We start from the raw sequence: 24,888 nt of genomic DNA on the forward strand, positions 1-24,888 counted from the left end.
GTCGTGGCGCCTTGCAGAAATCGGCACATTGCTGCAGGCGGCCAATTTGGGCAGGGCTTTTTCTTGCAGGAAACGGTCGTTTGCTGCAGGGGGCATGTTGTGGCGTCGTGGCGCCTTGCAGAAATCGGCACATTGCTGCAGGCGGCCAATTTGGGCAGGACTATTTCTTGCAGAAATCGGCCGTTTGCTGCAAAGGGCTTGTTTGGGCGGGGAAGGGTCCCTACATTTATCGGTACTTTGCTGCAAACGCCACCCGTGCATTCGCGGGTGGCGCTTCTGCTTCTGTCATCCGTATATGAGCGGGCACCACCGCTCGCATGGCCATGCCGGTCGCTCGGCTGCGCGTCCCGCGAGCGCGCTCGTGCCGCCCAATCGCTCGCATAGCCCCGCAAGCCGCCCGGCCGCGTGCTTTCGCCGCCGCGCCTGTGTCACGCGACCGCCCGCATGCCCCATTGCCCCGCTGGCCGCCGACGCCCATCCGTCTCCCGCCGCTCACCCCCGCGCTTCACACGTTCGCCAAATCCCTTCGCGCCGCCCAACCCGGCGCCCCTATCCCACCCTGGGCGCCCCTGCGCCGCCAGCCCCAACCTCTCGTGCACAAACGCGCGTTCGCCACAAGCTCTGGGGAGAGCCTGTCTCGAATTAGTGTCCCAGGTGTGGCCAGTAGGAATCAGTAGGGGGAAATAGTTGGATTTAGGGTTGCCGAGGGGCGAATCGAGCCGTATATTTTTATCAGCGCAAACGAGCGCGGATGAGCACAGGTCGGGACGCCGGCCGCGATGCCACGAGGGGAGTGAGCGATGTACCTTACTGGGTCCAAGACTGTTTCTGTCGACGCCCAGGGGCGCATTACGCTTCCCGCCGAGTATCGCGATGACTTCAAGGAGGCCGGTAACAAGGTCTGCCTCATCCTCGTGAAGGGCGCGCTGTGGGGCTTCACCCCCGAGGGCCACAAGGAGTGGGTCGAGAGCTGCTTTCCCGAGGGCTTCAACCCGCGCTCCAAGAAGGACAAGCTCCTGCGCCTGGGCCTCAACGCCAAGACGGTCACGGTCGACATCGACAAGGCCGGTCGCGTGGCGCTGGGCAAGATCGCGGCGTCCGACCTGGAGAAGCTCGCCCTCGGCCGCGAGGCGGTCGTCGTCGGTGACGCGGACCACTTCGCCGTGTACAACACGGAGGCGTGGGCTGCCAAGCAGGCCGAGCTCGAGATCGACATCGACGCTCTGCTCGACGACGAGGACTAAGGGGTGAGGGATTTGACAGACGAATACCGGCACGTACCCGTGATGCTGGAGGAGGTCCTGCGCGAGCTGGACCCCAAGCCCGGCGACGTCGTCTGCGACTGCACCCTGGGAGGGGCCGGCCACACGGTCGAGCTCGCCCGCCGCGTCGTTCCCGATGGTCTGTCGATTGGCATCGACCAGGACGACATGGCGCTGGCCGCCGCCACCGAGTGCTTCGAGCGCGAGGTGCCCAACGGCCGTCACCTGTTCCTCAAGGGCAACTTTGGCGATCTTGACGAGCTGCTCGTCAAGGCCGAGGTGCCTGGCGTGGACTGCTTCCTGTTCGACCTGGGCGTCTCCTCCCCGCAACTTGATATTCCCGAGAGGGGCTTCTCGTACAACGAGGACGCGCCCCTCGACATGCGAATGGATCCGGGAACACATACCCAAACCGCAGCTGAGGTCATCAACACCTACAACGAAGCCGACCTCGCCCGGATCCTTTCGGTCTACGGAGACGAGAAGTTCGCCTCCCGCATCGCACGCGAGGTGTGCAGGCGCCGCGAGAAGGCGCCCATCACCACGACCTTCGAGCTCGTCGACGCCATCAAGGCCGCCATTCCCGCGGCCGCAAGGCGCCACGGCGGCCACCCGGCGCGCAAGACCTTCCAGGCCCTGCGCATCGAGGTGAACCACGAGCTCGAGGTGCTCGAGCGCGGCCTCGAGGCCGCCATCCGCTGGCTCAACCCCGGCGGTCGCGTGTGCGTCATCAGCTACCACTCGCTCGAGGACCGCATCGTCAAGCACCTGTTTGGCGAGATGTCCCAGGGCTGCACCTGCCCACCGGACCTTCCGGTGTGCGTGTGCGGGCACGTGCCGATCATCCGCGTGAAGACTCGCAAGCCGCTCGTGGCGAGCGAGGAGGAGCTCGAGCGCAACCCGCGCGCCCGCAGCGCCAAGACGCGCGCGGCGGTCAAGCTCGGCTGCTAGCGCGCAAGCACGACACATCCGGCACCTGCCGAATGCATAGCACGCACCACCGAGGCACCACCGCACCAAACACGCACAAGAGACGCAATAAACCGCAGCTCAAACGCACCACTAACGAACCATGCACGGCCAAACGGAGCCCCAGACAGGGGCTCCGGCTGGCTTGTGCGCTCAACGCACCGCACACGGAAAACCGGGGATGACACTGATGGCTAACATGGGCTCCGAGGCTCGCAGCTTCGACTTCTACACGAGTGAGGCGACCCCCCAGTACGGGAATGCCTCCACTCTGGAGCAGGTCTACGGCCGCGGCCTCGACTCGCGCGAGCGCGCCGGCGTCTCCGCCCAGTTCCTCGCCCGCTTCAAGCTGGCCATGGGCATCTTCCTCGCCGTGGCCGTGCTGTGCGTCGCCCGCATCGGCGTCTACTCCGCCGCCGTGGGCGTCCTGGCCGACAACGCCTCCATGCGCACCGAGCTCAAGACCGCAACCGACCTCGCCGACGACCTGCGCATCCAGCGCTCCGTGCTCTCGAGCACCCAGCGCATCGACCGCATCGCCACGCAGAGCTACGGCATGGTGTTGGCCACCGGCACCGAGCAGATGAGCGCCGCCGCGAGCGATAACGCCTCCAGCAGCGATGACGCCACCTCCACCGACGTGGCCGAGCAGGGCGCGAGCGGCGCTGCCTCCCAGGAGAGCTCCAAGCTCAGTTCCGAGGAGGTCGCCAGCCAGCTCGGCGACGCCCAGCAGACCCAGGGCGACGGCTCCGCCGCCGGTGCTAATGCAGCCGATGTGGACTCGCTCGCCTAAGGGCCCCCGCTCGCGCCAAGTTGCGTAAACTGAGACGCATGAATTCACGAGACTCAAGAAACACCCGCGGGCGCAACGGGCGCCCGCGCACAACCGGCAACCGCGCGCGCTCCACGTCTTCGTATGACGAGGAGCGCGCCGCACGTCGCGGCGGCGGCTCCTCCCGGGGCGGCTCGTTCAAGATCCCGCCCGCGCTGCTCGTCCTGTTTGGCATCGTCATCCTGCGCCTCGTGTGGCTGCAGGTGATAGACGCCGGACGCCTGTCCGCCAAGGCCGACGCGCTCACCACGAGCAATGTCACGATCCAGGCCAAGCGCGGCACCATCTACGACCGCAACGGCAACGTGCTCGCCACGAGCGTTGAGTGCCGCACGCTCTACTGCAACCCCTCCATCATCGAGGACAAGAACGCCGTGGCCTCCGTGCTCGCCGACAAGCTCGGCGGCGACGCGAGCGACTACCTCTCGACCCTTTCGCAAAACACCACCTTCGCCTACCTCAAGCGCCAGGTCGACACCGACGTGGCCGCAGACGTCGTCAACACCTTGGCGTCCGACCAGATCAATGGCGTCTACACCCTCGCCGACGTCAAGCGCGTCTACCCCTATGGCGAGACGGGCGGCCAGGTGCTTGGCTTCATCGGTACCGACGGCCACGGCCTGTCGGGCCTCGAGCTGCAGTACGACGACATCCTGAGCGGCACCGACGGCGAGATGCTCATGGAGCGCGGCCGCGATGGCACCCCCGTGGCGGGCGGCGTCTCCGAGATCCACGAGCCCACCGACGGCACCGACATCATCGTCTCGCTCGACGTCAACGTGCAGCGCGTGGCCGAGGAGCAGCTCACCCAGGCCATGAGCGACACCGAGGCCAAGAGCGGCAACGTCGTCGTCACCGTGCCCGACACCGGCGAGATTCTCGCGGCCTGCTCGTGGCCCATGTTCGACCCGAGCGATCCCTCGACGGTCACCAACGAGGCCCTGAAACTCATGAGCGTGAGCGACTCCTACGAGCCGGGCTCGACCTTCAAGAGCCTCACGATGGCCATTGGCTACGAGACGGGCACCATCAACAAGAACTCGACCTTCACCGTGCCCGCCAAGGTCATGGTGGGCGACGACGGCGTCACCGACGACGACGGCCGCGACTACACGATGGACATGACCCCCACCGAGATCATGCGCCGCTCGTCCAACGCGGGCGCGGCCATGGTGGGCATGGCCATCGGCGCCGACAAGTTCAGCGAGGGCATTTCCTCGCTGGGCATTGGCCAGACCACGGGCATCGACTTCCCGGGCGAGAGCGCGGGCATCGTGCCCTCGCGCGACGAGTACACGGGGGCCACCGTGGGCGCCGCCGCCTTTGGTCAGGGCGTGGCCTTCCCCTCGATCCAACTCGTGCGCGCCGTGGGTGCCATCGCCAACAAGGGCACGCTCGTGACCCCGCATTTCCTGGTCCAGAAGGGTGGCGAGAAGGCAGACTGGGGCGAGGGCGCGCGCGTCCTGTCCGAGCAGACCTGCGAGAACGTCATCGGCGACATGCGCGAGGTCGTGCTCGACGGCACGGGCGTCAAGGCCCAGCTCGAGGGCTACGACGTGGTTGGCAAGACCGGTACCGGCCAGCAGGCCCTCGACACCGGCGGCTACCTCGACAACTCCTTCCTCAGCTCGTTCATCGGCTTCGCCAACGGCGAGAACGCGGCGGCCCTGTGCTACGTCGGCGTCTACGGCACCTCCTACCACGGAAGCGCCGTGGCCCAGAACTTCTCGGCTATCATGAATGAGGCCCTTACCGACCTGAACGTACCCAAGCAAAACTAGGGCGTGCAGCCCTTTTGCGGGGCGAGCAACCCTCACGGGAGATTCGCATGATTGAGTGCACATCGTCTGACATCTGCTCGGCCACCTCGGCCGCGCTCCTCTCGGGCACCGGCGACGAGCGCGCCCGCGGCGTCGCCATCGACTCGCGCAAGGTGGGGGAGGGCACGCTCTTCGTGGCGTTCCCCGGCGAGCGCGTCGACGGCAACGACTACATGGCGGCCGCCATCGAGGCCGGCGCCGGCGTCGTCGCCGTGACCCGCGAGCCCGACGCCACGGCCCTCGAGGTCGCCGCTGCCCACGCCTGCGCCATTGTGCGCTGCGAGGCCGATGACGCCACCGAGTTCATGCTGCGCCTCGCCGGCTGGTGGCGCGAGCGCCACGACTGGTGCGTCGTGGGCGTCACGGGCTCGGTGGGCAAGACCACGACCAAGGACATGCTCGCCGCCTCGCTCGGCACCACCTGGCGCACCCACGCCACGGCGGGCAACTTCAACAACCTCATCGGCGTGCCCATCACCCTGCTCGAGGCGCCCGAAGACGCGCAGGTCCTCGTGGTCGAGATGGGCATGAACCACCCCCACGAGATCGACCGCCTGGCCACCGCGGCGCGCCCGCGCGTGGCCGCGATCACCAACGTGGGCACGAGCCACATCGGCCTTTTGGGCAGCCGCGAGAACATCGCCCGCGCCAAGGGAGAGATCGTGGCCCCCCTCGCCAGCGCCCCCGCAAGCACCGTGGCCCCGGCTCCCCGTGTGGTCATGACGGCCGAGAACGATTACACGGCCTTCATCGCCGAGCACTTCGCCAAGCCCGCGGGCGTTCCCGTGACGCTCGTCGGCGTGGGCGAGAGCAGCGCGCTTCACGCCGAGAACGTTGCGCTCGACGACGAGGCGCACCCGAGCCTCGACGTCGTGTTCGACCAGGAGCTGGGTAGCGTCACCGCCGGCACGCGCGTGCGCGTGACCCTGTCGCTCACGGGCGCCCAGGTCGTGCCCGACCTGCTGCTTGCCCTGGGCCTTGCCTGCGGCATGGGCGTGGAGCTCGACGCGGCCATCGAGGCGCTCGAGAAGCTCGCGCCCACGCACATGCGCCAGGAGGTCGTGCGCGCCGCCTGCGGCTGCCGCGTCATCGACGACTCCTATAACGCCAGCCCCGACTCCACGGCCGCGGCCCTCAACGCCCTGTGCTCGATGCAGGTGGCGCCGGGCGGCCGCCGCGTGGCGATCCTGGGCGAGATCGGCGAGCTGGGCGCCGAGGAGGAGCGCCTCCACGAGCTCGTGGGCGCCTACGCCGCGGCCAAGCCGCTCGACCTGCTCGTCATCGTGGGCACCCAGCGCGCCAATCACATGGAGAGCGCCGCGCGCCTCATGGGCTTCTCGGAGGACAAGCTCGTGCGCGTGGCTGACGTCGAGGAGCTCACGCGCGTCATGGGCCCCGTGCTCGAGAAGGACGACCTCGTGCTCGTGAAGGCGTCTCGTGCGGCCTACCTCGACAGATTCGTTAAGGCGGTGATGGGCTAACATGCTTAGCTCCCTGTTTGCCGGGTCTCAGTACCCCACCTACCTCGTGTTCGTCGCGGTCTTCGTCGCTGGCCTCATCACGGCCGCGATCATGCCCGCGTTCATCCGCGTCATGCGCAAGGACGGCATTGGCCAGCAGGTCCGCGCCGACGGCCCGCAGACGCACCTTGTGAAGCAGGGCACGCCCACCATGGGCGGCGTCATCATGCTCGTGGGCATCATGCTCACCGTGCTGCTGCTCGCCCGCTGGACGCCCGACCTCGTCCTGTGCGTCGTCGCGACCATCGCCACGGGCCTGCTGGGCCTTCTCGATGACATCGAGAGCGTGAGCCACGGCCGCTCGCTGGGCCTCACGCCCTCGCAGAAGATGGCCGGCCTCATCGTCATCTCGGTGGCGTTCTGCCTGTTCGCGGTCAACTGGGTGGGCATCGCGCCCACGGTTACCTTCCCGGGCGGCCTCGTGATCGACCTGGGCGTGCTCACGAGCACCATCGCCGGCGTGCAGGTGCCCTGGCTCTACGTCCTCTTCGTGTTCCTGCTGCTTGCGGGTCTGTCAAACGCCGTGAACCTCACCGACGGCCTCGACGGCCTGGCAGGTGGCACGGTCATGGTGGTCATGCTCGCCATGGCGATGGTGGCCTTCTCGTACGACGAGATCAACCTCGCGGTGTTTGCCGGCGCGTGCGCCGGTGCCTGCGTGGGCTTTCTGTGGCACAACTGCTACCCGGCGTCGATCTTCATGGGCGACACGGGCTCGCTCGCGCTGGGTGCGGGCTTCGCGGCGCTGGCCGTGCTCACCAAGACCGAGGTGACCTCCCTTGTGATGGGAGGCCTGTTCATCTGCGAGGCCCTGAGCGTCATGCTGCAGGTCATCTCGTTCAAGACCACGGGCAAGCGCATCTTCCTCATGGCGCCGCTCCACCACCACTTCGAGAAGAAGGGCTGGAGCGAGACCAAGGTGGTCATCCGCTTCTGGATTGTGAGCGCGATGTTCGCGGCCGTGGGCTTTGCCCTGTATTTCCAGCTTCGCTAGCGATTAGGGGCGCCGCCGCACGCGGCGCCTTGTCATGGGTGCCGCGCGTGCGTCGCGGCGCCCATACGTGTTTTTTTGAGGGGGCATCTTTGTGATGGCAAACGTTGATGATCGCGTCTGGGGAGACGTGCTGGTCCTGGGCCTGGGCAAGACGGGCGAGGCGGTCGCGGACTGCCTGCTTGACGAGCGCCAGGAGGGCCGCGTGACGTCGGTCACCGTCTATGGTGGCCTCAAGAGCAAGCCGGGTGAGGCGACCCGCGCCCTCGAGAGCGCGGGCGCGCGCGTGGTGTGCGGCACCGAGGACGTCGAGGGCCGCTACGACGTTGCCGTGGTGAGTCCCGGCATCTCCGAGTTCAGCGACTTCTTCGCGAGCGCCGCCGCCCACGCCACCGAGGTCATCGGCGAGCCCGAGCTCGCCTGGCGCGAGAGTCCCGAGCGCTGGGTGGGCATCACCGGCACCAACGGCAAGACCACCACGACCACTCTCACGCGCGACCTGCTGCGCGCCGGCGGCTGCGCCGCCGAGGCCGTGGGCAACATCGGCACCATGGCGATTGGCGAGGTCTGCCGCCGCGCCCCGGGCGAGTGGCTCGTGGCCGAGCTCTCGAGCTTCCAGCTGGCCACGACGCGCCACCTGCACCCGCGCGTGGCGGTGCTGCTCAACGTCACGCCCGACCACCTCTCCTGGCACAAGACGATGGAGAACTACGCCGCCGCCAAGGAGAAGGTCTTCGCGAACCTCGAGCCCGGCGACCTCGCCGTGGTCTCGACGGGCGACGACTGGTGCCGCGCCATTATCGGGCGCCTCGAGGCCCGGGACTTACGCGTCTGCCACCTGTTGCCTGCGGGCGAGGCGCCTGCTGCAGACGCTCCCCACGCCGCCTGGCAGCGCAGCGACGGCATGCTCGTCGTGCGCGTCGATGGCGTCGACACCGAGCTCGTGCACGCCGCCGACCTGCAGATTCATGGTAGCCACAACGTCGAGAATGCTCTGGCTGCCTCGGCGGCCGCCCTTGCCTGCGGCATCGACGTCGCCGACGTTCGCGCGGGACTTGCCGCCTTCAGCCCGCTCGAGCACCGAATCGAGCCTTGCGGCAGCGCGGCTGGCATCAGCTTCGTGAACGACTCCAAGGCCACGAACACCGACGCGGTCTCCAAGGCTCTCACGGCCTTCGCCCCGGGTACCGTCGTGATCTTGCTGGGTGGCCACGACAAGGGCACCGAGCTCGAGGACATGGCGGCAGACGTCGCGGCAGACGCCCGCGTGGCCGTCTGCTTTGGCGAGGCCGGCGAGCGCATCGCCGCTGCCCTCGAGGCCCAGGGCGGCACGCTGCAGGTTCTTCGCGCCCAGCACCTCGAGGACGCCCTCGACGCCGGCATCGCCGCCGCGCGCCCCGGCGACACGGTGCTGCTCTCGCCCGCGTGCTCGTCGTTCGACGAGTTCGGCGGCTACGAGGAGCGCGGTCGCGTCTTCAAGCAGCTCGTGGCGCAGCGCATCTCCCAGATGGGGGAGAAGTAAGTGGCAGATCGCACCATCACCCGACCCACAACCAGCGAGGGCGCGGCCGAGCGTCCGTCCTCCCGCGAGCGCGCCCGCGCCACCGCCCGCAGCCGTGCCGAGGCCAGCCGTGGCAACCTCGAGCGCGCCATCATGGGCGTCCCCGCGCGCATCATGCGTCCGCGCCTGCTGCTCATCGGCGTCACCGTGCTGCTCGTCTGCTTTGGCCTCGTCATGATCTACTCCGCTAGCTCGGTCGAGGCGCTGAGCGAGCAGGGCAGCGCCAACTACTACGTCATCCGCCAGTTCGCTTTCATCATTGGTGGCGCCATCCTGGCCTTCGCTGCGGCCAAGATCGACTATCACACGCTCTGCAAGCCCACCTGGCTCATGGTCATTGGCTTGGGTGTCTGTGTCATGCTGCTCGTGGTGCGCGTTGCGGGCTCCACTGCTGGCGGCGCCACGCGCTGGCTCGCCATCGGCCCGTTTCGCCTGCAGCCGTCCGAGTTCGCCAAGGCATCGGTGCTGCTTGCCACGGCGTCCATCGCCAATGGGTGGCTGTGCGAGCAGCGCATGGAGTTCAAGGAGCTTGTCGTCAGCGGCTGCCTGTTCCTGGGCCTGCCCCTCGTGCTCATCCTGTTCCAGCCCGACAAGGGCAGCACGATGATCATCTGCGCTATGATCTTCGTCGTGGCCTACTACGCAGGGCTCGACCGCAGGCTCGTGCGCGGCTTCCTGATCTTTGTCGTTGCCGTTGGCCTCGTCCTCGCCCTCAAGGACGACTACTCGCGCCAGCGCATCATCACGATGTTCAACCCCGAGGCAGACGAGTGGGACAGCGGCTACCAGCTCACGCGCGGCTTCTACGCGTTTGCGTCGGGCGGCATCAAGGGCGTGGGGCTGGGCATGAGCTGCATGAAGTACAGCTACCTGCCCGAGGCCCACAACGACTTCATCTTTGCCATCGTGGGAGAGGAGCTGGGTCTTCTTGGCACGCTCTTCGTGCTGGCGATGTTTGCCTTCCTTGCCTACCAGGCGTTCGAGATCTCGCGAAACGCGTCTGACAACGAGGGCCGCCTGCTGGCGATTGGCGCCGCCACCCTGCTGCTGGCGCAGCTCTTCCTCAACGTCTTTGGCGTGCTGGGGCTGTTTCCGTTGTCGGGCAAGCCGCTGCCGTTCATCAGCTACGGTGGCTCGTCAATCATGAGCTGCCTTATCTTGGTGGGGCTCATCGTGAACGTATCGATTCACTCCAAGCTGCCCGAGACTGCCTATGACCGCAACCGCGCTCGCATGAGGCTTGCCGACGAGGAGGACACGGGCGTGAGCGAGCCGCACATACACCCGCGCGGGGCCTATGCGGCGCGTACGCTGCCCGCTGGTGGCGTCGCCTCGGCCCGTCGCGACGAGGCGACGGTGCGCGAGCGCCCGCGTACCGCGTCGACCCCGCTGGCGAGCGCGAGCGAGGCCCGCAGCCCGCTGCGTGTGGTCGACGGCGGCGGTGGGCGCGAGAGGATCGACCTGGGGCCCGACGCCCGCGACCGCCTGCGCGGCGGCAACGGTGGCCCCACCGTGAGGACGTCTGAGGGTCGCGGTAGTGCGGTGCCCCGCTCGCGCGAGGGCGGGCGCGGGGGCTCGCGCGGCCGCAACCAGAGAAGGAGATAGCCATGACCCGTACGCTCGAGGTTGCCATCGCCGCAGGTGGCACGGCTGGTCACATCAACCCGGCGCTGGCGCTTGCCGAGGAGCTTCGCGACCGCGGCCACCACGTGACGTTCTACGGGCGCCCCTCCAAGCTCGAGGGCACGCTCGTTCCGGCTGCCGGCTTTGAGCTGGTGGAGGTCGACGTCACGGGATTTGACCGCTCGAAGCCCTGGACGGCCGTGACGGCGCTGGCCCGCGTGGCGAGCGCCAAGAGGGCGCTGGGCAAGCGCTTCTCGGCCGGCAAGGCGCCCGACGTGGCGATTGGCTTTGGCGCCTATGTCGAGGTCCCGCTGCTGGGCTGGTGCAAGGGGCATGGCGTGCCCTACCTTCTGCACGAGCAGAACTCGGTGCCGGGCCTTGCCAACAAGATGATGGCCGACCACGCGAGGCGCGTCTGCATCTCGGTGCCGGCGGCCGAGAAGGTCTTTGCGCGCGAGGGCGACGCTGCCCACGTGGAGCTCACGGGCAATCCCGTGAGGCGCAGCGTCTTGGCTGGCAGCAGGGCTGCGGGCCGTGCGGCGCTGGGTGTGCCCGAGAATGCGACGATGCTGCTCGTGTTTGGCGGGTCGCTGGGCGCGCGCTCAATCAACGCCGCGATGGGCGCGCTCAAGGAGCGGCTGCTTGCGGTGCCGGGCCTGCACGTGGTGCAGTCGACCGGCAAGGGTGGCTACGAGGAGGCGGCCGAGGCCCTGGCGCTGACCGACGAGGAAGCCAGCCGCTGGCACCTCGAGAGCTACATCGACAACATGGGCGACGTGCTTGCGGCGGCAGACTTGGTTTTGAGCCGCGCCGGCGCGAGCTCGATCGCCGAGATCGCGGCGCTGGGCGTGCCGAGCGTGCTCGTGCCGTACCCGTTCGCCACGGCCGACCATCAGACCACAAACGCGCGCTACCTCACGGATGCCGGCGCGGCCGTGCTGTTCGCCGATGACGCGCTGGGCGAGCCCGCGTTTGGCGACAAGCTGCTCGAGCTTGTGTGCGATGCGGACGAGCGTGGCAAGCTGCGCGCCGCCGCGGCGGGCCTTGCGCAGGATAAGGTGGTCGCCAAGCTTGCCGACGCCGTCGAGCAGGTGGCAGGGGAGTAGGGCTCGCAGGCTGCGGGCTCTTATCGAGTATCGATTGATTTGCGCGAGACGGGTGGCTATCTGCCGTCCGTCTCGCGCTGTTTTTGTTTGGGTGACGAGCGAATCGCGTTGCTGGCCTCATTTGCCTAAAACTCGCATCATAGGTGTCCGTTTACGTAAATGAGGCCAGTAGCACGGTTGCAAGAGGGACGTGCTCAGCCGTCCTATGCCTTCGTCTTAGGTGCTCCCGACGAGACGCCGGGGCAGCCGCGTTCGCCTTCTCAATTCAGGAAAGCAGCGCTGTATTAGCTATGAGAAGAAACTGTAGTCTCGCACTAAATTGGCGAGCTGGTCTTGTCTCATGGCGAGAATGGAAATGACCGTCACGGTTTTAGACTCGTCATTAATGGTGTAGTAAGCGAGGTAGTTTTTCACCTGTGCCTTACGCACCTCAATTCCAAATGTCTTGCAGGCAGGAAAGAAGACGGGCTTGCAGCGCGGAAACGTAGAAAGGACGGGCTCAAGACACTTGAACTCGTTTAAGAGCTTCGCTGCCGAGTTGGGAGAGCCAAAAACTACGGCGAGCCGTTCTATGGCGCTGCGAAGTTCGGACTCTGCGGTTTTGGTCAGCTCGAGCCTATAGCCCATAGCTCGTGCGAATCTCTTCGAGTGTATTTGAGAACTCTTGAGTACGGCCTGCTCGCATATCTTCGATTCCGGCCGTTAGCGAGGCGAGCTCTTCGCTAGTTAAGGGTGACTCGAGCTTCTCATAATCAGAGGCGGTCATAACAACGTACGTCTCTCTTCCTGTTTTGAGCGCGACGGGGCCCTGCGCATCGCGGCAGGCATCTTCTATCATCTGTTCGGAGTTCTTATCTAGGACGAGAGGTGCCATGTCTTCTCCTCGTTGTCGTTTTTGCTAGTTTACCCCGCTTTGAATCGAGGAGATAGCCGCCCGTCAATAGAAGGGCGGCAGGGAGTCGGAGCTTCCTGCCGCCCATTCGCTGGCTCGTGATCTGATTCGTACGTTGAGCCCTACTAGTAGCCTTGCGCTCCATTGCTGCAGGCTCCACCGAGGTACTCGCTATCCGTGATAAGACCCGTGTTGAGAAGGATGTGGAACACTGTGGTCTTGTCGAGCGGCAGCGCCATGACGAGACGAACCTTGACGAGACTCCTCTTTCCACTGACGGCAATATGTTGCGGAAGCTCAGATGCCGAGACTATCTGTGCGCACGTTCTCCCTGTTAGGTCGGGGCCTTCCTCATGCGACTTTGCGGCCTTCTCGAGCTTCTTGGCCTGTCTCGCAAAAGCGATGGTCTTCGTGAGTAACACGTCTCCGTTGCGGTCAAGAATGCGAAGCTGAGCTCCTGGCTTGTCCTTTGTGCTTCCGGGGATAACCTCGAACCTCATGTTTCCAAGGCTCTCGAATGCCTTGGGCTCCATTTCTGAGGTGAAGTAGAACAGGTCTTCCTCGAGCTGCAGTTTCTTGTCGATATCGAGCGCGAGGAACCTGTTGGGCAGCAATTCCTCCAGCTCGTCGCCGCGCTGTATCTTCTTGGGCTTTCCGCTGGCCTTCCAAACCTTTGCGAGGGTTGCTAGGGTTGTGTAACCAATGTTCTCGGTGTTCATCGGCTCAGCCTGCTTCGTTACTGATTTTGCAGCCATGGCTAGGTCCTCCTTTCGGGGACGAAAAGACGGCCGCGGTCATCGTATGGCTTTCCTGCTGTTTCGTGGACGGATGCCAGCAACTCGTTTAGCTCGAAGGGAATCAGCTCTAAGTGAAGCGTTAAACTGAAGGCGTTCTTGTCGGACTCGCTGCGACAAGCCTTGGCTGCCGTGGCAAGCATGAAGGGGGCCAAGTACACATAGGCAACTTTCTGTTTGGCGTTCTTGAGGTTGTCGCTCAAATAGCAGACGGTCTGCCTGTGCGTCGGCGTGCCGTATTCTCCCTGCCAAAGATCCACTATATTGATCTTCGGGATTGGCCAACTTACCCAGTCGTCTATATCATCGTCAACGTCTTCATCGAAGTCTGGCTCGTCAATTCCATACTCTAGTTTGCTGTCATCCCAATAAGCTTCGATGCTAAGCCTGTCAAACGGTCTAATGGATTTTGGATAATTCTTCGGATCAAAGCAAAGCCCAAAGCGTCCCGTAGCATCCCTCGGGAAATCGTTCAGAGCTTCAATGAGAAGGGAGTCGAGCTCCTCATAGTCGGAGTCGGTGCGGGGAATGCACATCCTGTACCAGTGAGAAGTGCTCTCCTTACGGGGCTTTTCATCCGCGGGAGCGCTGTCTCTCTGATTCTTCTTGGCATCCAAGGAGGGCATCTTGTACTTTTTACCCCTGGGCCAGTTGCCAGACCCCGCTCCATTGGGCCAACTGCAGAGGGCAACCTGCCAGGCAATTGTTGACCTTCTCTTTTCCTGGTTGAGCTGAATGGATGCATTGCCCCACGCGTCCTCAACAAGGTCTTCGGGATACCAGGCCTCGTCATCGGCGATGTTGATCGTTTCCATGACTCGTCTTGGTAGAAGTGGCAGAAGCCGTAGTCTTCTTTGGAATAGTTTTCCCATTTGTCTCCCGTAACCATGCGCTCGAGGAAGTTGGTCTCCTCGTAGTTGCCGACCCATGCCGTGCAGTAGGAGATGACAAGAACGCGCGTGGAGCCAAAGCGCTTGAGGGCGACATTGGCAGATTCGCTGAGAGGCCTGGCGCTGTTGGGATAGGTGTACTCAAACTTGGGGCTTGGGCCGTCCTTCTTGAGGCCAAGGGTCTTGGCGATGTTTGCGTAGGCGGGTTCGCTTGCAATGAGTTTATCGATGCGGCTGAGATTCTCCTCAAGCCAGGCGTTTGCGCCTTCGGGGCTGGGAGCGAAGATGCGGTCGTAGTACGCATCGATTTTGGGCCGGATTCGATCGTAGGCCGCATCGACGCTTGTGCAATCCTCGAGGTAGTCGCGGTCATCCTTGTTTTCGGTCCAAGAAGCGAGGTCGAACGCCATGGCCTTGAAAGCGCTGAACATGCGCTCCTTGTCGGCGGCGATGACAACCTGGTTGGCACAGAAGTTGGCCATACAACCATCTCCTTTGGTCTCGTGGCTGGTGAGCCTGCCATGTCCCCGATTTCAAACTTTGTGGCCCCTCTGCGCAACTGTCGGCTAGCGAGCGGGCGATAATCGCACCAAAACGGGACAATAATGTTGTGCAACAATCGCATCGTATCGATCGGTGCGGTCCAAGCTCTGCATTAGCAGACTGCGTCACCGGTTTAATTGGGCCTTCCCACATCTTTGAACAAGTTTCTGTTTGCCAGACCGTGCACTGCCGTCCAGTTTGCTGGCTGGTTAGCATCGAGCTGTTCGTTGCCTCTCATATTCCGTTTGGTTGGGTGATAGTTTGGCCGCTCCGGCTCAATGGAATGCGACTGCTAGGCTGAGCGAATCGCGGGCGGCTACCGCTCACCTTTGTTGTGCAACGCGTTCGATTGAATGGGTGCTAGCTTATCCCTTAAGCATGAATGTTACTGTCCGTAAGGTGCTCGATACTGATTCTGGCGTTCTCTTGGGTGTTGTTTTGAATGCTGTAGGGATTCTTGGTGATGGAGGTTACACGTGGGCGTCAAGGATTGCTTCTACGAATGCATCGACAAAATTGTCCTTCCGTATGTGGGTAAGCCCGCAGCCATTTTCTTTCAAGGGCTCACTCCTACGCAGTTGCGTTTACTCTCTCAACATCCGTTTGCTGCTGAGGGGCTTGGGGGCCTGCTGAATGATTCGGGCCATCTCGACCCGGTTGCTCTTTCCAAATTTAAGAAGAACGCATTCAGACAGCTCATACTCGCCGATGGACCGCTGCTCTTTCCCTATGAGCTTCTCGTTGACCTTAAGGGTAGTATTAGTGAACAGTATGAAGACACCGTCCTTGTAGTTAGAAACAACCTGTTTGTAGACACTGGGCTGTGTCCCTCTCCTTTTGCCCCAGGGGAACTCGAAACTGCCGCTCGGCAGATTGAGGGTGGGGAGGGCTCATCTCTCACTACGCGCTACTACGCCAGGGTCGAGCGCTTTAACGATGAGTATCTCGTAAGGCCCATCTCGGTAAAAGACGAGGTGGAGATTTCCGCCTGCGATTTGTTTGCGCCAAGCGCCAAGGTTCCGCAGCCCACTCAATTGAGTAATTCCATTCGCATGAGCGTTCCGGGCCCCGAATTTGTGAAGTACCGTATTCAGCTCTGCAATGACAAGGCCGAGCCCGCAACCTATGTTGTTGATCCCGAAGCGCTCCGCGACCCGAGCTCCATCGATGCCAAGGTGCTCCTACTTACTGTGTGCGTTGCGCATGCTTGCGGGCTTGCGCACGCTCTTGAGGCGGACAGGTCCGTGAGTTCAAAGAAGACCGTTGACCCCAACAGACTATTGCCTATTCTGCGGCGTTACTGGGGAGCGAATGCTGAGTTTCGCGAGCTCAAGTTCTACAGGAATCCGAAAATCAACGCTGAGATGCGTTCAGTATCTCAGGGGGAGATTGCTTCGTTCGTAGTCGAGCAGGCAGAAGCTGCCATGCGGGGGAGCGACTCTTTCTCGGACGTGTTTGTTACGGCACCTACTGGTGCGGGAAAGTCCATTCTTTTCCAGTTGCCCGCTCTCTATTTGGCGCAGCGCATGAAGGTACTAACGCTTGTAGTAGAGCCGCTTAAGGCCCTCATGCATGATCAGGTCCAGTCCCTGCGAAAGCGTGGTGTCAAGGACGTTGTTGCCATTAACTCTGACCTTACCTTTGAGGAGAGGCAAGAAGCCTACAGCGAGATTCGAGATGGTGTCTATTCCGTTATCTACCTTTCCCCAGAGCTTTTACTCGAATCGTCGATTGATTCGATTCTTAACGGCCGAGCGCTGGGGCTTGTCGTAGTCGATGAGGTGCATACCGTGACTTCGTGGGGCAAGGATTTCCGTCCCGATTACTGGTATCTGGGGCCCTATCTCACCAAGCTACGAAAGAATGGCCAGAGCTTTCCCATCTTTTGCCTTACGGCTACGGCAGTTTACGGTGGCAAGGATGATGTTGTTGATGGCACCATCCGCGATCTTGAGCTTTGCAACTGCAAACTCTACTTGGGAAATCCCCGTCGTGACGACATCGGGTTCAGCATTTGTGCCCAGGATAAAGATCAGTTTCCCGGCCCCATTGATGAGGTAAAAAGAACGCTTGCCTCTGCTTGGATTGCCGGGGCGGTACAGCGCAACGATCACGCTATTGTCTACTGTCCTTTTAAGAGCCAGGTTGACTCCATTATCGAAGAGCAGGATTTTGGCACTAATGTCATGGGATACCACGGCGGCAAGGACAAGGATTACAAGGCAATAGTTGCCCATGCTTTTGGCACGGGTGACTGCCGCGTGCTGGTGAGTACCAAGGCGTTTGGTATGGGCGTTGATATTGATGATATTAATGCTGTCTATCACTACGCTCCTACGGGCAACCTCTCCGATTATGTTCAGGAGATTGGCCGTGCTGCGCGCAAGAAGGGTCTCACGGCTGTGGCGACTGTGGACTTCTTTGGCCAGGACACGCGGTATGCTCGCCAGCTTTATGCTCTTTCGAGCTTTTACCAGTGGCAGCTCAAGGAGATCCTGGGTAAGCTCTATCAGATCTACATTTCAAAGCCGGCCAAGCAGCGTCACCAGAATATGCTTGTCTCTCCAGAGACCTTCTCATACCTGTTTGCCAATGAGGCTGATCGGACTCGCCGTACAAACCGCGTGAAGTCCGCTCTGATGATGGTCTCTCGTGATCTCGAGGACCGTTTCAACTTTCCGGTACTTATCGTTCGTCCCAAGCCCTCCTACACGGTTCAGTACGTTTGCGTCGATGAGCGCTACAAGGACCAGGTTTTGGCAAAGTATGGCAAGTACCTTACCTACATGAGTGCCGGTCATAGCCGCACCATTAAGCGAAACGCCATCGAGAGCCCCACGAGAATCAGTGATATGGGAGATATCTACAAGCTGGAGATTGCCTCCATGTGGGAGCATGAGTATCCAGAGTACACGTTCAATGATTTTAAGAGGCGCTTGTTTGCGGGCGAGATCTGCAGTCCCACTGGTAGCCCCGTAATGGCTAACCGTCTTGTGCTCGAGATAAACTTTAAACAGGACTTCGAGAAGATTTCTGCGATGTTCGAGACGTATGCCGCGGCAATCTTTGAGACTCTGCGTAAGCTAAACCTTGGCGGAGATTTTAAGCAGCAAGACTTTGACCATTTGCTTTGCTCCGAGCTCAAGGTCGAGAAGCTGCCCTTTGACTCGCGGCTGTTGCTTGATGCGCTTGAGAAGCCGGTTGACAAAAGCCGAAGGGAGACTACGAACCGAACCTTTAAGTGCGTTGTTCGTCGCATTCGCTCTAAGAACTCGATTGGATTTGGCAAACCCGTTTATAACGTGGTTGGCAGCGTTCTTTCTAGTTCGATGGCTCACATGCCCGAGACGCTTGCGAGACTCAAGCCCATCGATGGTAGCCTGCGATGCCGTCGTTTCTTGGATTCTCAAACGCTTGATGCTCGTTTCGCCATGGCGGAGATTCTGCAGGCCCTCGACCTTGCGGACTACGAGGCAAGAGGGGGAGACAACCCAGAGATTTTCGTGCGTGTTAACGATCCAGGCAAACTCAAAGAGCTGGCGAACGATGTGCACTACGCCAACAAGGTACTTCGCGACCTCGATGCCAGGCACGAATACTCTGCAAAGGTGCTGAGGGGCTTCTTCCAGACCAAGCTATCGGATACAGAGCGCTGGGATCTCATCGAGGACTACTTCCTGGGCAACGACGAGCGCGTGGCCGCCGTATTGGGAATCGATGGCGTTTCTTTCGAGGCTGGGCGTAATGCCGGGGGAGATTCGGCGCACGATGGGGGTGCGCCTGACTCCACGGGTGCGAGGCACGCGGCGCCCATGGCCAATGAAGGATCTGAACCGGATGTGCTTCGCGGCCCCGCCGCTGAAGTATTAATGCCGACTGTTCGGCATCGCGTCATCACGGTTGTCGATCGCGGAGAGGATCTATCCGCCTGGCCGCTCTTCAAGATTTGGGGTTTGGTCTGCAACGAAGCTTTTACGAGGCCTGAGCTCCTCGACGCTCAGATGCTAAAAAAGGAAGTCGGTAAGCCCGGGTTCAAGTCGCCGCTGTATCACCCCTCGCTAATGCTTGAGAGCACGGGGCGGAAGCTCGACCCCATCGTGGCGTGGCCGCATGAGAAGGTTGCCATCTTCCATTCTGGACAGCTTGATCAGTTTGCCATTGCTCGTGAATCTGGGTGGCATGTTTTCTATCTTGGTCAGGGCGAGTTCCTGCTTGGAATCAAGACTTATATAGCCGGACGTGATGCGAGGGGAAGGTCAATTTAACGACTGATTTGATTGGTTTCTGTTTGATTCGTTTCTTCGAAAACCGCTCGCCCTCGTTGTAAAACGGGGGCGAGCGGTAACCGACACCAGTGTTATCCCTGATCTCAAAATCGTTTGTCCGCTTAGAAATAGAGATATGCCGCGAACTTACTCAAGGCCAGTGCAGGCGCCCGATGTCGTTGAGCGTTCCACGACCGACTGTGTCGTGAGCTAACCCCGATGAACGAGATAGCTCTTCTGCGGTGTCCGTGCTTCTTGTGACATTTGACCTAGACGAGAACCTATCCTGAGGAGAGGCGACATGGACTATGGAGAGCTGAACCCGCTCGTTATGCAGGAAGCATCGATTCTCAATGACGTGCAGATTATGAAGAAGCGTTCCAAGCGTGGTGGGTGGGCGTGGGCTTGCGAAGCCGCCGCCATGCTGGAACTCTACGGCACGAGCTTTGACAATCTGCCACCCTATCTCCGAGCTGTGATCGACGAGATTGATTTGGCAGACTAAACGACACCGCCTGCGCCAGCGTCCGGGTGGAGTTGTCGTTTTAGGTCTCTGAAGCGGCTACATCCCGTACTTCTCGTGCACCTCGCCGAGTGCGGGTTTGGCACCGATGAGCTCGCCATGATTAATGGCCTCGAAGTATCCGCTGCATACGAGCTTGATGGGGCCGTTTGCGCCTTCTGCCGAATGTTACAAACTGCGGTTCTTGCCGGTCGATTTGTTGCAAACCTGCGGCTGTTTCCGTCTGGAGGGGCCCAGCGCGGCAAGAACCGCCACAATGTGCAAAACTGCGCGGAAAGAACCGCAGTTTGTGTAAAACGGCAGGTGAATGCTAGCGCGAGAAGAACGTGACCTGGCGTCCGTTCGAGACTCCCAATGCCGTCGCAGGCTATCGAGGGCACATGCGAGAAGAGCGCCCGTGTGTCACTCGCGACCTTCTCGCATGCCCAACGCGACAACCTCGGCAGCTTGTGTGTTCATCGCGACAATATGAGCCTTTCGAGAGGGCCGTCTAGCCGCGTTTGGCACGCGAACCTTCGCGTGTGTCGCATTCACGCGATGTTGCTGGCCCCATTTGCGCATACCTGCTGTCGCAGAAGACGTTTTAGGCAAAACGGGCCTGCAACGGCTGGCTTGGGTGCTAACTCGTGCGCCCCTCGCGTGTCCCAACCTCGTGCCCATTTGATGCACCCTCGCCCCGTCCCTATGCGATGGGCTAAAGTAAAGGGTCGTATGCGCAGCGTCCGCACCGCGGCGCCGCCTGGCAAAACAACACACGAGGGGAGCCACACCACATGGCAACCACTTCTCAGAAGGCAACGTTCAAGCGCGTCCACATCGTCGGCATCGGTGGCGCGGGCATGAGCGGCATCGCGCTCGTCCTGCACGAGCGCGGCATCGTCGTCACGGGCAGCGACCTCAAGAGCTCGCGTTACGTCCGCGAGCTCGAGGCCGCCGGCATCGAGGTCCACGTGGGCCATGACGCCGCCACCATCGACGCCGTGAAGCCCGACGTCGTGGTCATCTCCACCGCCATCCCCGAGTCCAACCCCGAGGTCATCCGCGCCCGCGAGCTGGGCATCGAAGTCTGGCCCCGCGCCAAGATGCTGCCCGCCCTCTCGGCCGGCCACACCACCGTCGCCGTCTCGGGCACCCACGGCAAGACCACCACGTCGTCCATGGTCACCACGATGCTCGACCGCATGGGCCTCGACCCCTCCTTCCTCATCGGCGGCTTCGTCGAGGGCTACGACACCAACGCCCACTCCGGCAAGTCCGACTACTATGTCGCCGAGTCCGACGAGTCCGATGGCTCCTTCCTCTTCTTTGACCCCACGGTTGCCGTCGTCACCAACATCGAGGCCGACCACCTCGACCACTACGGCACGATCGAGAACCTCGAGCGCACCTTTGGCCAGTTCATGGACTCGGTGGGCGAGGACGGCCACGTCGTCGCCTGCGGCGAGTCCGAGCGCGTCCGCCGCGTGGCCGCCGGCTCAAACGCCCACGTGGCCCTCTACGGCATGGCCGACGACCCGTGCGCTGCCGAGTTTGCCTACACCTGCACGCCGCAGCCCTCGCAGGGCATCGAGAGCCACCTCACGGTCCACACGCCCGAGCACGGCGACGTCCAGGTAACGATCAAGGCCAACCCCGGACGTCACAACATGCTCAACGCCACCGCCGCCATCGCCACGGCCGACGTCCTGGGCCTCGACGTCGAGGCCGCCGCTGCGGCACTGTCGACCTTCCAAGGCGTCAAGCGCCGCTTCACCCACGTGGCTGACATCGACGGCATCACCGTGGTCGATGACTATGGCCACCACCCCACCGAGGTTGCCGCGACCCTGGCCGCCGCCAAGGGCCTCGACTTCAAGCGCGTGGTCGTGGTCTTCCAGCCGCACCGCTACAGCCGCACGCAGGCCCTCTCCAAGCAGTTCGGCTCCGCCTTCGACAACGCCGACGTCCTTTACGTCATGGACATCTTCTCGGCCGGCGAGATGCCCATCCCCGGCATCTCCGGCAAGACCGTGGCCTCCTCGGTCGAGAAGCATGGCAAGAACGTGCAGGTCAGCTACGTGTCCAACCGTCGCGAGCTCACGAGTCGCCTCGTCGCAGACGTGCGCGAGGGCGACCTGCTCGTGACCATGGGCGCCGGTGACGTCACCCTTGTGGGCCCGGCCTTCGTCGAGGCCAAGCGCGAGGCCGACGCCGCCGCGAGCGCAAGGGCCTAAGCGTGGGCCTCTACAACGCATACCTGGCGCTGTCGGGTGCCGTCGACGCAGACATCTCCCGCGATGAGCGGATGAGCCATCGCACGAGCTACCGCATCGGCGGTCCCGCTGCGATGCTCGCCCAGGTCCACACCGTCTCGGCGCTCACCCGCACCATCGACGTCCTCACCGCGCAGGGCGTCGACTGGGTCGTCGTGGGCAAGGGGTCCAACCTGCTCGTCGCGGACGAGGGCTTCGACGGCTGCGTCATCGTCCTGGGCCGCGACTTCTCGCACGTCGAGGCATCCAGCGAGGGCGCCACGGTCTGCGCCGGCGCCGCGGTGCCCCTCTCCAAGGTGGTCACCACGGCTGCGAAGGCGTGCCTCACGGGTCTCGAGTTTGCCTGCGGCATCCCGGGCACCCTGGGCGGAGCCATCTCGATGGACGCGGGCACGCGCCGCGAGTGGATTGGCCAGCGAGTCGAGTCACTCGTGGTCTACCGCCCCGGCACGGGCCTCATGCGTCGCATGGGCTCCGAGGTCGAGTGGGGCTACCGCTGGTGCTCGCTGGGCCCCTCCGACATCGTGCTCGAGGCCACCCTTGCTCTCGCCCCGGGCGAGCGCGAGAAGATCGACGAGCTCATGGAGGCGCGCTTCTCGCAGAGGCGCTCCACCCAGCCCATGGGCAAGCCCAGTTGCGGCTCGGTCTTCCGCAATCCGGTGGGCCCCAAGGGCGCCGCGCGTCTCGTCGAGGACTGCGGCCTCAAGGGCTACGCCCACGGCGGTGCGCAGGTCTCGATGACGCACGCCAACTTCATCGTGAACAACGGCAACGCCACGGCCGCCGACGTCCTGGCCGTGATGCGCACCATGCATGACAGAGTGAGGGAGGCTACGGGTGTCGACCTCCAACCGGAAGTCAAGTTCCTCGGGCGCACGTCCTAACGCGGCGCGCGGGGCCACGCCTCGCCCGAGCGCGGGCCACCCCGGCCGCACCACCCGGTCCGGTATGCGGCCGGGTGCAGGCGCCTCCCGCGATGGTCGCCCCCTCGCTGGTGGAAGGCCCTCCGCGCGTCCGAGCGCTCGTCCGAGCGCGCGCCCGGCAGCCCGTCCCGCGCCCCGTGGCGCCTCGACCCGCTCGTCGTCGCGCCCTGCCGCGCGCCCCGCGGCTCATCCGTCCGGCGGCCTCAACCTCAAGCTCGAGCATGGCGGTCGCTCCAGCGCGCCGCAGCTCAAGATGCCCCTTGTGGGCGGCTCTGGCGGCGGCAGCGGAAGCGGCAACGGGGGTCGTCCCCCTCGTTCCGGCAAGCCCTCGGGCCCTCGTCCCAACCGCCCCGCGCCCTCGTCCTCGCCCTCGACCCGTCGCGCCGGCATCATCGCGGCCATCGTCGCCGCGGTGGCGGCCGTCATGGTCGTGGCGTTTCTCGTGCTGTCGCATATGCCGGTCTTCGTCATCACCGGCATCGACGCGCAGGCGAGCGAGCACGTGAGCGCGGACGCCCTCGCCAAGCTCGCCGCCGTCGACGAGGGAACCACCCTGCTCAACGTCGACGTGGCCCAGATCAGCGACAACGTGCGCAAGAACCCCTGGGTCAAGGGGGTGAACATCACCCGCGAGTTTCCCGACACCCTGGGGGTCTCGGTCGAGGAGCGTACCGTGAGCGCCGTCGTGGTCATCGGCTCAGGCACCAGCGTGTGGGCCCTGGGCGACGACGGCGTCTGGATCGAGCCGTTGTCGCTTGCCTCCGATGCCAACACCGACGTCACCTCTGCGGCCCTCGCCAAGGCAGACGAACTGGGGTGCCTGCTCATCGCGAGCGTCCCCGCCACGGTCGACCCCGCGCAGGGCTCGCCCACGACCGACGAGGTCATCCTCGATGTGCTGCAGTACCAAGACGAGCTGCCCGACTCCCTCTCTGGGGAGGCGCAGGTCTACTACGCCTCGAGCGCGGGCTCCATCTCGATGGTGCTCAAGAGCGGCCTCGAGATCTCTCTGGGCGCCCCCAACGACGTCTCGGCCAAGGCCCAGGCGCTCTCGACCATCATGGGCCAGTACGGCGAGCAGCTCACCTACATCAACGTGCGCGTGCCAAGCAAGCCCAGCTACCGCAAGGTGGCGGACGGCACCACGCTGGGAGGGGCGGCCAAGGTCGTGGCCGACAACTCCGCCGCGGCTACCGCGCAGACCGCCGACGCCGCCGGCGGCGACGCCTCGAGCACGGACGGCGGCGGCGACGGCGGGGGAGACGGCGGCGATGGCAGCGGCAACGATGCGTCTGGCTCCGCGGATTACTCCTCCGACGCCTCCGATAGCACCAGTGGCGGGCAATAATTGCGCATTTCGCGTGAAAGTACCCCCACTTTTTCTTGACGTACCCGCGCGGCATGTGCAAGTATGTGCCGCTTTAGTTCTTAGGTAGAGCTAAACCTGAGCTTGAGAGTTTGAGACTATGGCTAAAAACAGCAAGACCTCGGGCGCAACCGCCCCAGCAACGACACCTACACGCAAGACCCGCACGCAAGGAGGACCCATGAGCGCAAGCGACACCCTCAGCAACTACCTGGCCGTCATCAAGGTCGTGGGCGTTGGCGGCGGCGGCACCAACGCCGTCAACCGCATGATCGAGGAGGGCATTCGCGGCGTCGAGTTCGTCGCCATCAACACGGACGCCCAGGCGCTCGCCAACTCCGACGCCGACGTCAAGGTCCACATCGGCACTGACGTCACCAAGGGCCTTGGTGCCGGTGCCAACCCCGAGGTGGGCGCCGAGTCCGCCGAGGAGAGCCGTGACGAGATCAAGGCCGCCCTCGCCGGCGCCGACATGGTCTTCATCACCGCGGGCGAGGGCGGCGGCACCGGCACCGGCGCCGCCCCGATCGTGGCCGACATCGCCAAGAACGACGTGGGCGCCCTGACCGTCGCCGTCGTAACCAAGCCGTTCACGTTCGAGGGCCGCAAGCGCACCCAGAGCGCGCTGTCCGGCGTCGAGAACCTCTCGGCCAACGTCGACACGATCATCGTGATTCCCAATGACCGCCTGCTCGACATCGCCGAGAAGAAGACCACCATGCTCGAGGCCTTCCGCATGGCCGACGACGTGCTGTG

General features: G+C 63.4%; 19 protein-coding genes and 1 pseudogene. 16 read left to right on the forward strand and 4 right to left on the reverse strand.

Annotated features, from left to right (window positions below; translation table 11 throughout):
- Nucleotides 1-800: 800 nt before the first annotated feature.
- The 9 genes from Q3866_RS07325 to Q3866_RS07365 all read left to right on the forward strand — a co-directional run bounded on the left by Q3866_RS07325 (nucleotide 801) and on the right by Q3866_RS07365 (nucleotide 11,684).
- Nucleotides 801-1,244, forward strand: a complete 444-nt coding sequence (locus Q3866_RS07325; RefSeq protein WP_293673734.1) for a division/cell wall cluster transcriptional repressor MraZ — start codon at nucleotides 801-803, stop codon at nucleotides 1,242-1,244.
- A gap of 12 nt (nucleotides 1,245-1,256) precedes the next feature.
- The gene (rsmH, locus tag Q3866_RS07330) at nucleotides 1,257-2,213 is read left to right on the forward strand and encodes a 16S rRNA (cytosine(1402)-N(4))-methyltransferase RsmH (RefSeq protein ID WP_301830736.1); all 957 of its coding nucleotides are present in this window, start codon (nucleotides 1,257-1,259) and stop codon (nucleotides 2,211-2,213) included.
- 208 nt (nucleotides 2,214-2,421) lie between these two features.
- On the forward strand, nucleotides 2,422-3,024 hold the full coding sequence (locus tag Q3866_RS07335) for a hypothetical protein (protein ID WP_301830717.1): 603 nt from the start codon (nucleotides 2,422-2,424) through the stop codon (nucleotides 3,022-3,024).
- Nucleotides 3,025-3,062: 38 nt separating this feature from the next.
- Nucleotides 3,063-4,844, forward strand: coding sequence for a penicillin-binding protein 2 (locus Q3866_RS07340; RefSeq protein WP_301830718.1), 1,782 nt, complete (start codon nucleotides 3,063-3,065; stop codon nucleotides 4,842-4,844).
- 47 nt (nucleotides 4,845-4,891) lie between these two features.
- Nucleotides 4,892-6,364, forward strand: coding sequence for a UDP-N-acetylmuramoyl-tripeptide--D-alanyl-D-alanine ligase (murF, locus tag Q3866_RS07345; RefSeq protein WP_301830719.1), 1,473 nt, complete (start codon nucleotides 4,892-4,894; stop codon nucleotides 6,362-6,364).
- A 1-nt stretch (nucleotide 6,365) separates the two neighbouring features.
- Nucleotides 6,366-7,397, forward strand: a complete 1,032-nt coding sequence (mraY, locus tag Q3866_RS07350; protein WP_301830720.1) for a phospho-N-acetylmuramoyl-pentapeptide-transferase — start codon at nucleotides 6,366-6,368, stop codon at nucleotides 7,395-7,397.
- A gap of 94 nt (nucleotides 7,398-7,491) precedes the next feature.
- Entirely contained in the window at nucleotides 7,492-8,916 is a 1,425-nt protein-coding gene (murD, locus tag Q3866_RS07355) for a UDP-N-acetylmuramoyl-L-alanine--D-glutamate ligase (protein WP_301830721.1), read from the forward strand.
- A complete protein-coding gene (locus Q3866_RS07360) occupies nucleotides 8,917-10,560 on the forward strand; it encodes an FtsW/RodA/SpoVE family cell cycle protein (protein WP_301830722.1) in 1,644 nt (547 codons plus the stop codon).
- Nucleotides 10,561-10,562: 2 nt separating this feature from the next.
- A complete protein-coding gene (locus Q3866_RS07365; RefSeq protein ID WP_301830723.1) occupies nucleotides 10,563-11,684 on the forward strand; it encodes a glycosyltransferase in 1,122 nt (373 codons plus the stop codon).
- A gap of 288 nt (nucleotides 11,685-11,972) precedes the next feature.
- Here Q3866_RS07365 and Q3866_RS07370 read toward each other — a convergent pair whose 3' ends face one another.
- The 4 genes from Q3866_RS07370 to Q3866_RS07385 form a co-directional block, all read right to left on the reverse strand.
- Nucleotides 11,973-12,311 carry a type II toxin-antitoxin system RelE/ParE family toxin gene (locus Q3866_RS07370; protein WP_301830724.1) on the reverse strand — a complete coding sequence of 113 codons (339 nt, stop codon included), beginning with the start codon at nucleotides 12,309-12,311 and terminating at the stop codon, nucleotides 11,973-11,975.
- Nucleotides 12,301-12,558, reverse strand: a complete 258-nt coding sequence (locus Q3866_RS07375) for a hypothetical protein (RefSeq protein ID WP_301830725.1) — start codon at nucleotides 12,556-12,558, stop codon at nucleotides 12,301-12,303. The genes Q3866_RS07370 and Q3866_RS07375 overlap by 11 nt, the downstream gene beginning before the upstream one ends.
- A 143-nt stretch (nucleotides 12,559-12,701) precedes the next feature.
- Nucleotides 12,702-13,331, reverse strand: a complete 630-nt coding sequence (locus Q3866_RS07380; protein WP_301830726.1) for a hypothetical protein — start codon at nucleotides 13,329-13,331, stop codon at nucleotides 12,702-12,704.
- A 2-nt stretch (nucleotides 13,332-13,333) separates the two neighbouring features.
- The gene (locus tag Q3866_RS07385; RefSeq protein WP_301830727.1) at nucleotides 13,334-14,185 is read right to left on the reverse strand and encodes a hypothetical protein; all 852 of its coding nucleotides are present in this window, start codon (nucleotides 14,183-14,185) and stop codon (nucleotides 13,334-13,336) included.
- 17 nt (nucleotides 14,186-14,202) lie between these two features.
- On the opposite strand from Q3866_RS07385, the gene Q3866_RS07390 reads away from it, so the two are divergent.
- From Q3866_RS07390 to Q3866_RS07420, 7 genes and pseudogenes are all read left to right on the forward strand, one after another.
- The gene (locus Q3866_RS07390) at nucleotides 14,203-14,844 is read left to right on the forward strand and encodes a hypothetical protein (RefSeq protein WP_301830728.1); all 642 of its coding nucleotides are present in this window, start codon (nucleotides 14,203-14,205) and stop codon (nucleotides 14,842-14,844) included.
- A gap of 435 nt (nucleotides 14,845-15,279) precedes the next feature.
- A complete protein-coding gene (locus Q3866_RS07395; RefSeq protein ID WP_301830729.1) occupies nucleotides 15,280-19,068 on the forward strand; it encodes a helicase-related protein in 3,789 nt (1,262 codons plus the stop codon).
- Nucleotides 19,069-19,369: 301 nt separating this feature from the next.
- On the forward strand, nucleotides 19,370-19,573 hold the full coding sequence (locus tag Q3866_RS07400) for a hypothetical protein (protein WP_301830730.1): 204 nt from the start codon (nucleotides 19,370-19,372) through the stop codon (nucleotides 19,571-19,573).
- A 791-nt stretch (nucleotides 19,574-20,364) separates the two neighbouring features.
- Complete coding sequence (gene murC, locus Q3866_RS07405) at nucleotides 20,365-21,804, forward strand: UDP-N-acetylmuramate--L-alanine ligase (RefSeq protein WP_301830731.1); 1,440 nt, start codon at nucleotides 20,365-20,367, stop codon at nucleotides 21,802-21,804.
- Between the two features lie 2 nt (nucleotides 21,805-21,806).
- Nucleotides 21,807-22,727: a UDP-N-acetylmuramate dehydrogenase gene (gene murB, locus Q3866_RS07410; RefSeq protein ID WP_301830732.1), complete on the forward strand. Its 921-nt coding sequence runs from the start codon at nucleotides 21,807-21,809 to the stop codon at nucleotides 22,725-22,727.
- Between the two features lie 292 nt (nucleotides 22,728-23,019).
- The gene (locus Q3866_RS07415; RefSeq protein WP_301830733.1) at nucleotides 23,020-24,114 is read left to right on the forward strand and encodes a cell division protein FtsQ/DivIB; all 1,095 of its coding nucleotides are present in this window, start codon (nucleotides 23,020-23,022) and stop codon (nucleotides 24,112-24,114) included.
- A gap of 199 nt (nucleotides 24,115-24,313) precedes the next feature.
- Nucleotides 24,314-24,888: pseudogene (locus Q3866_RS07420) on the forward strand (cell division protein FtsZ); the annotation flags it as partial.

It is taken from the genome of uncultured Parolsenella sp. (assembly GCF_958346945.1).
Classification (GTDB): domain Bacteria; phylum Actinomycetota; class Coriobacteriia; order Coriobacteriales; family Atopobiaceae; genus Parolsenella.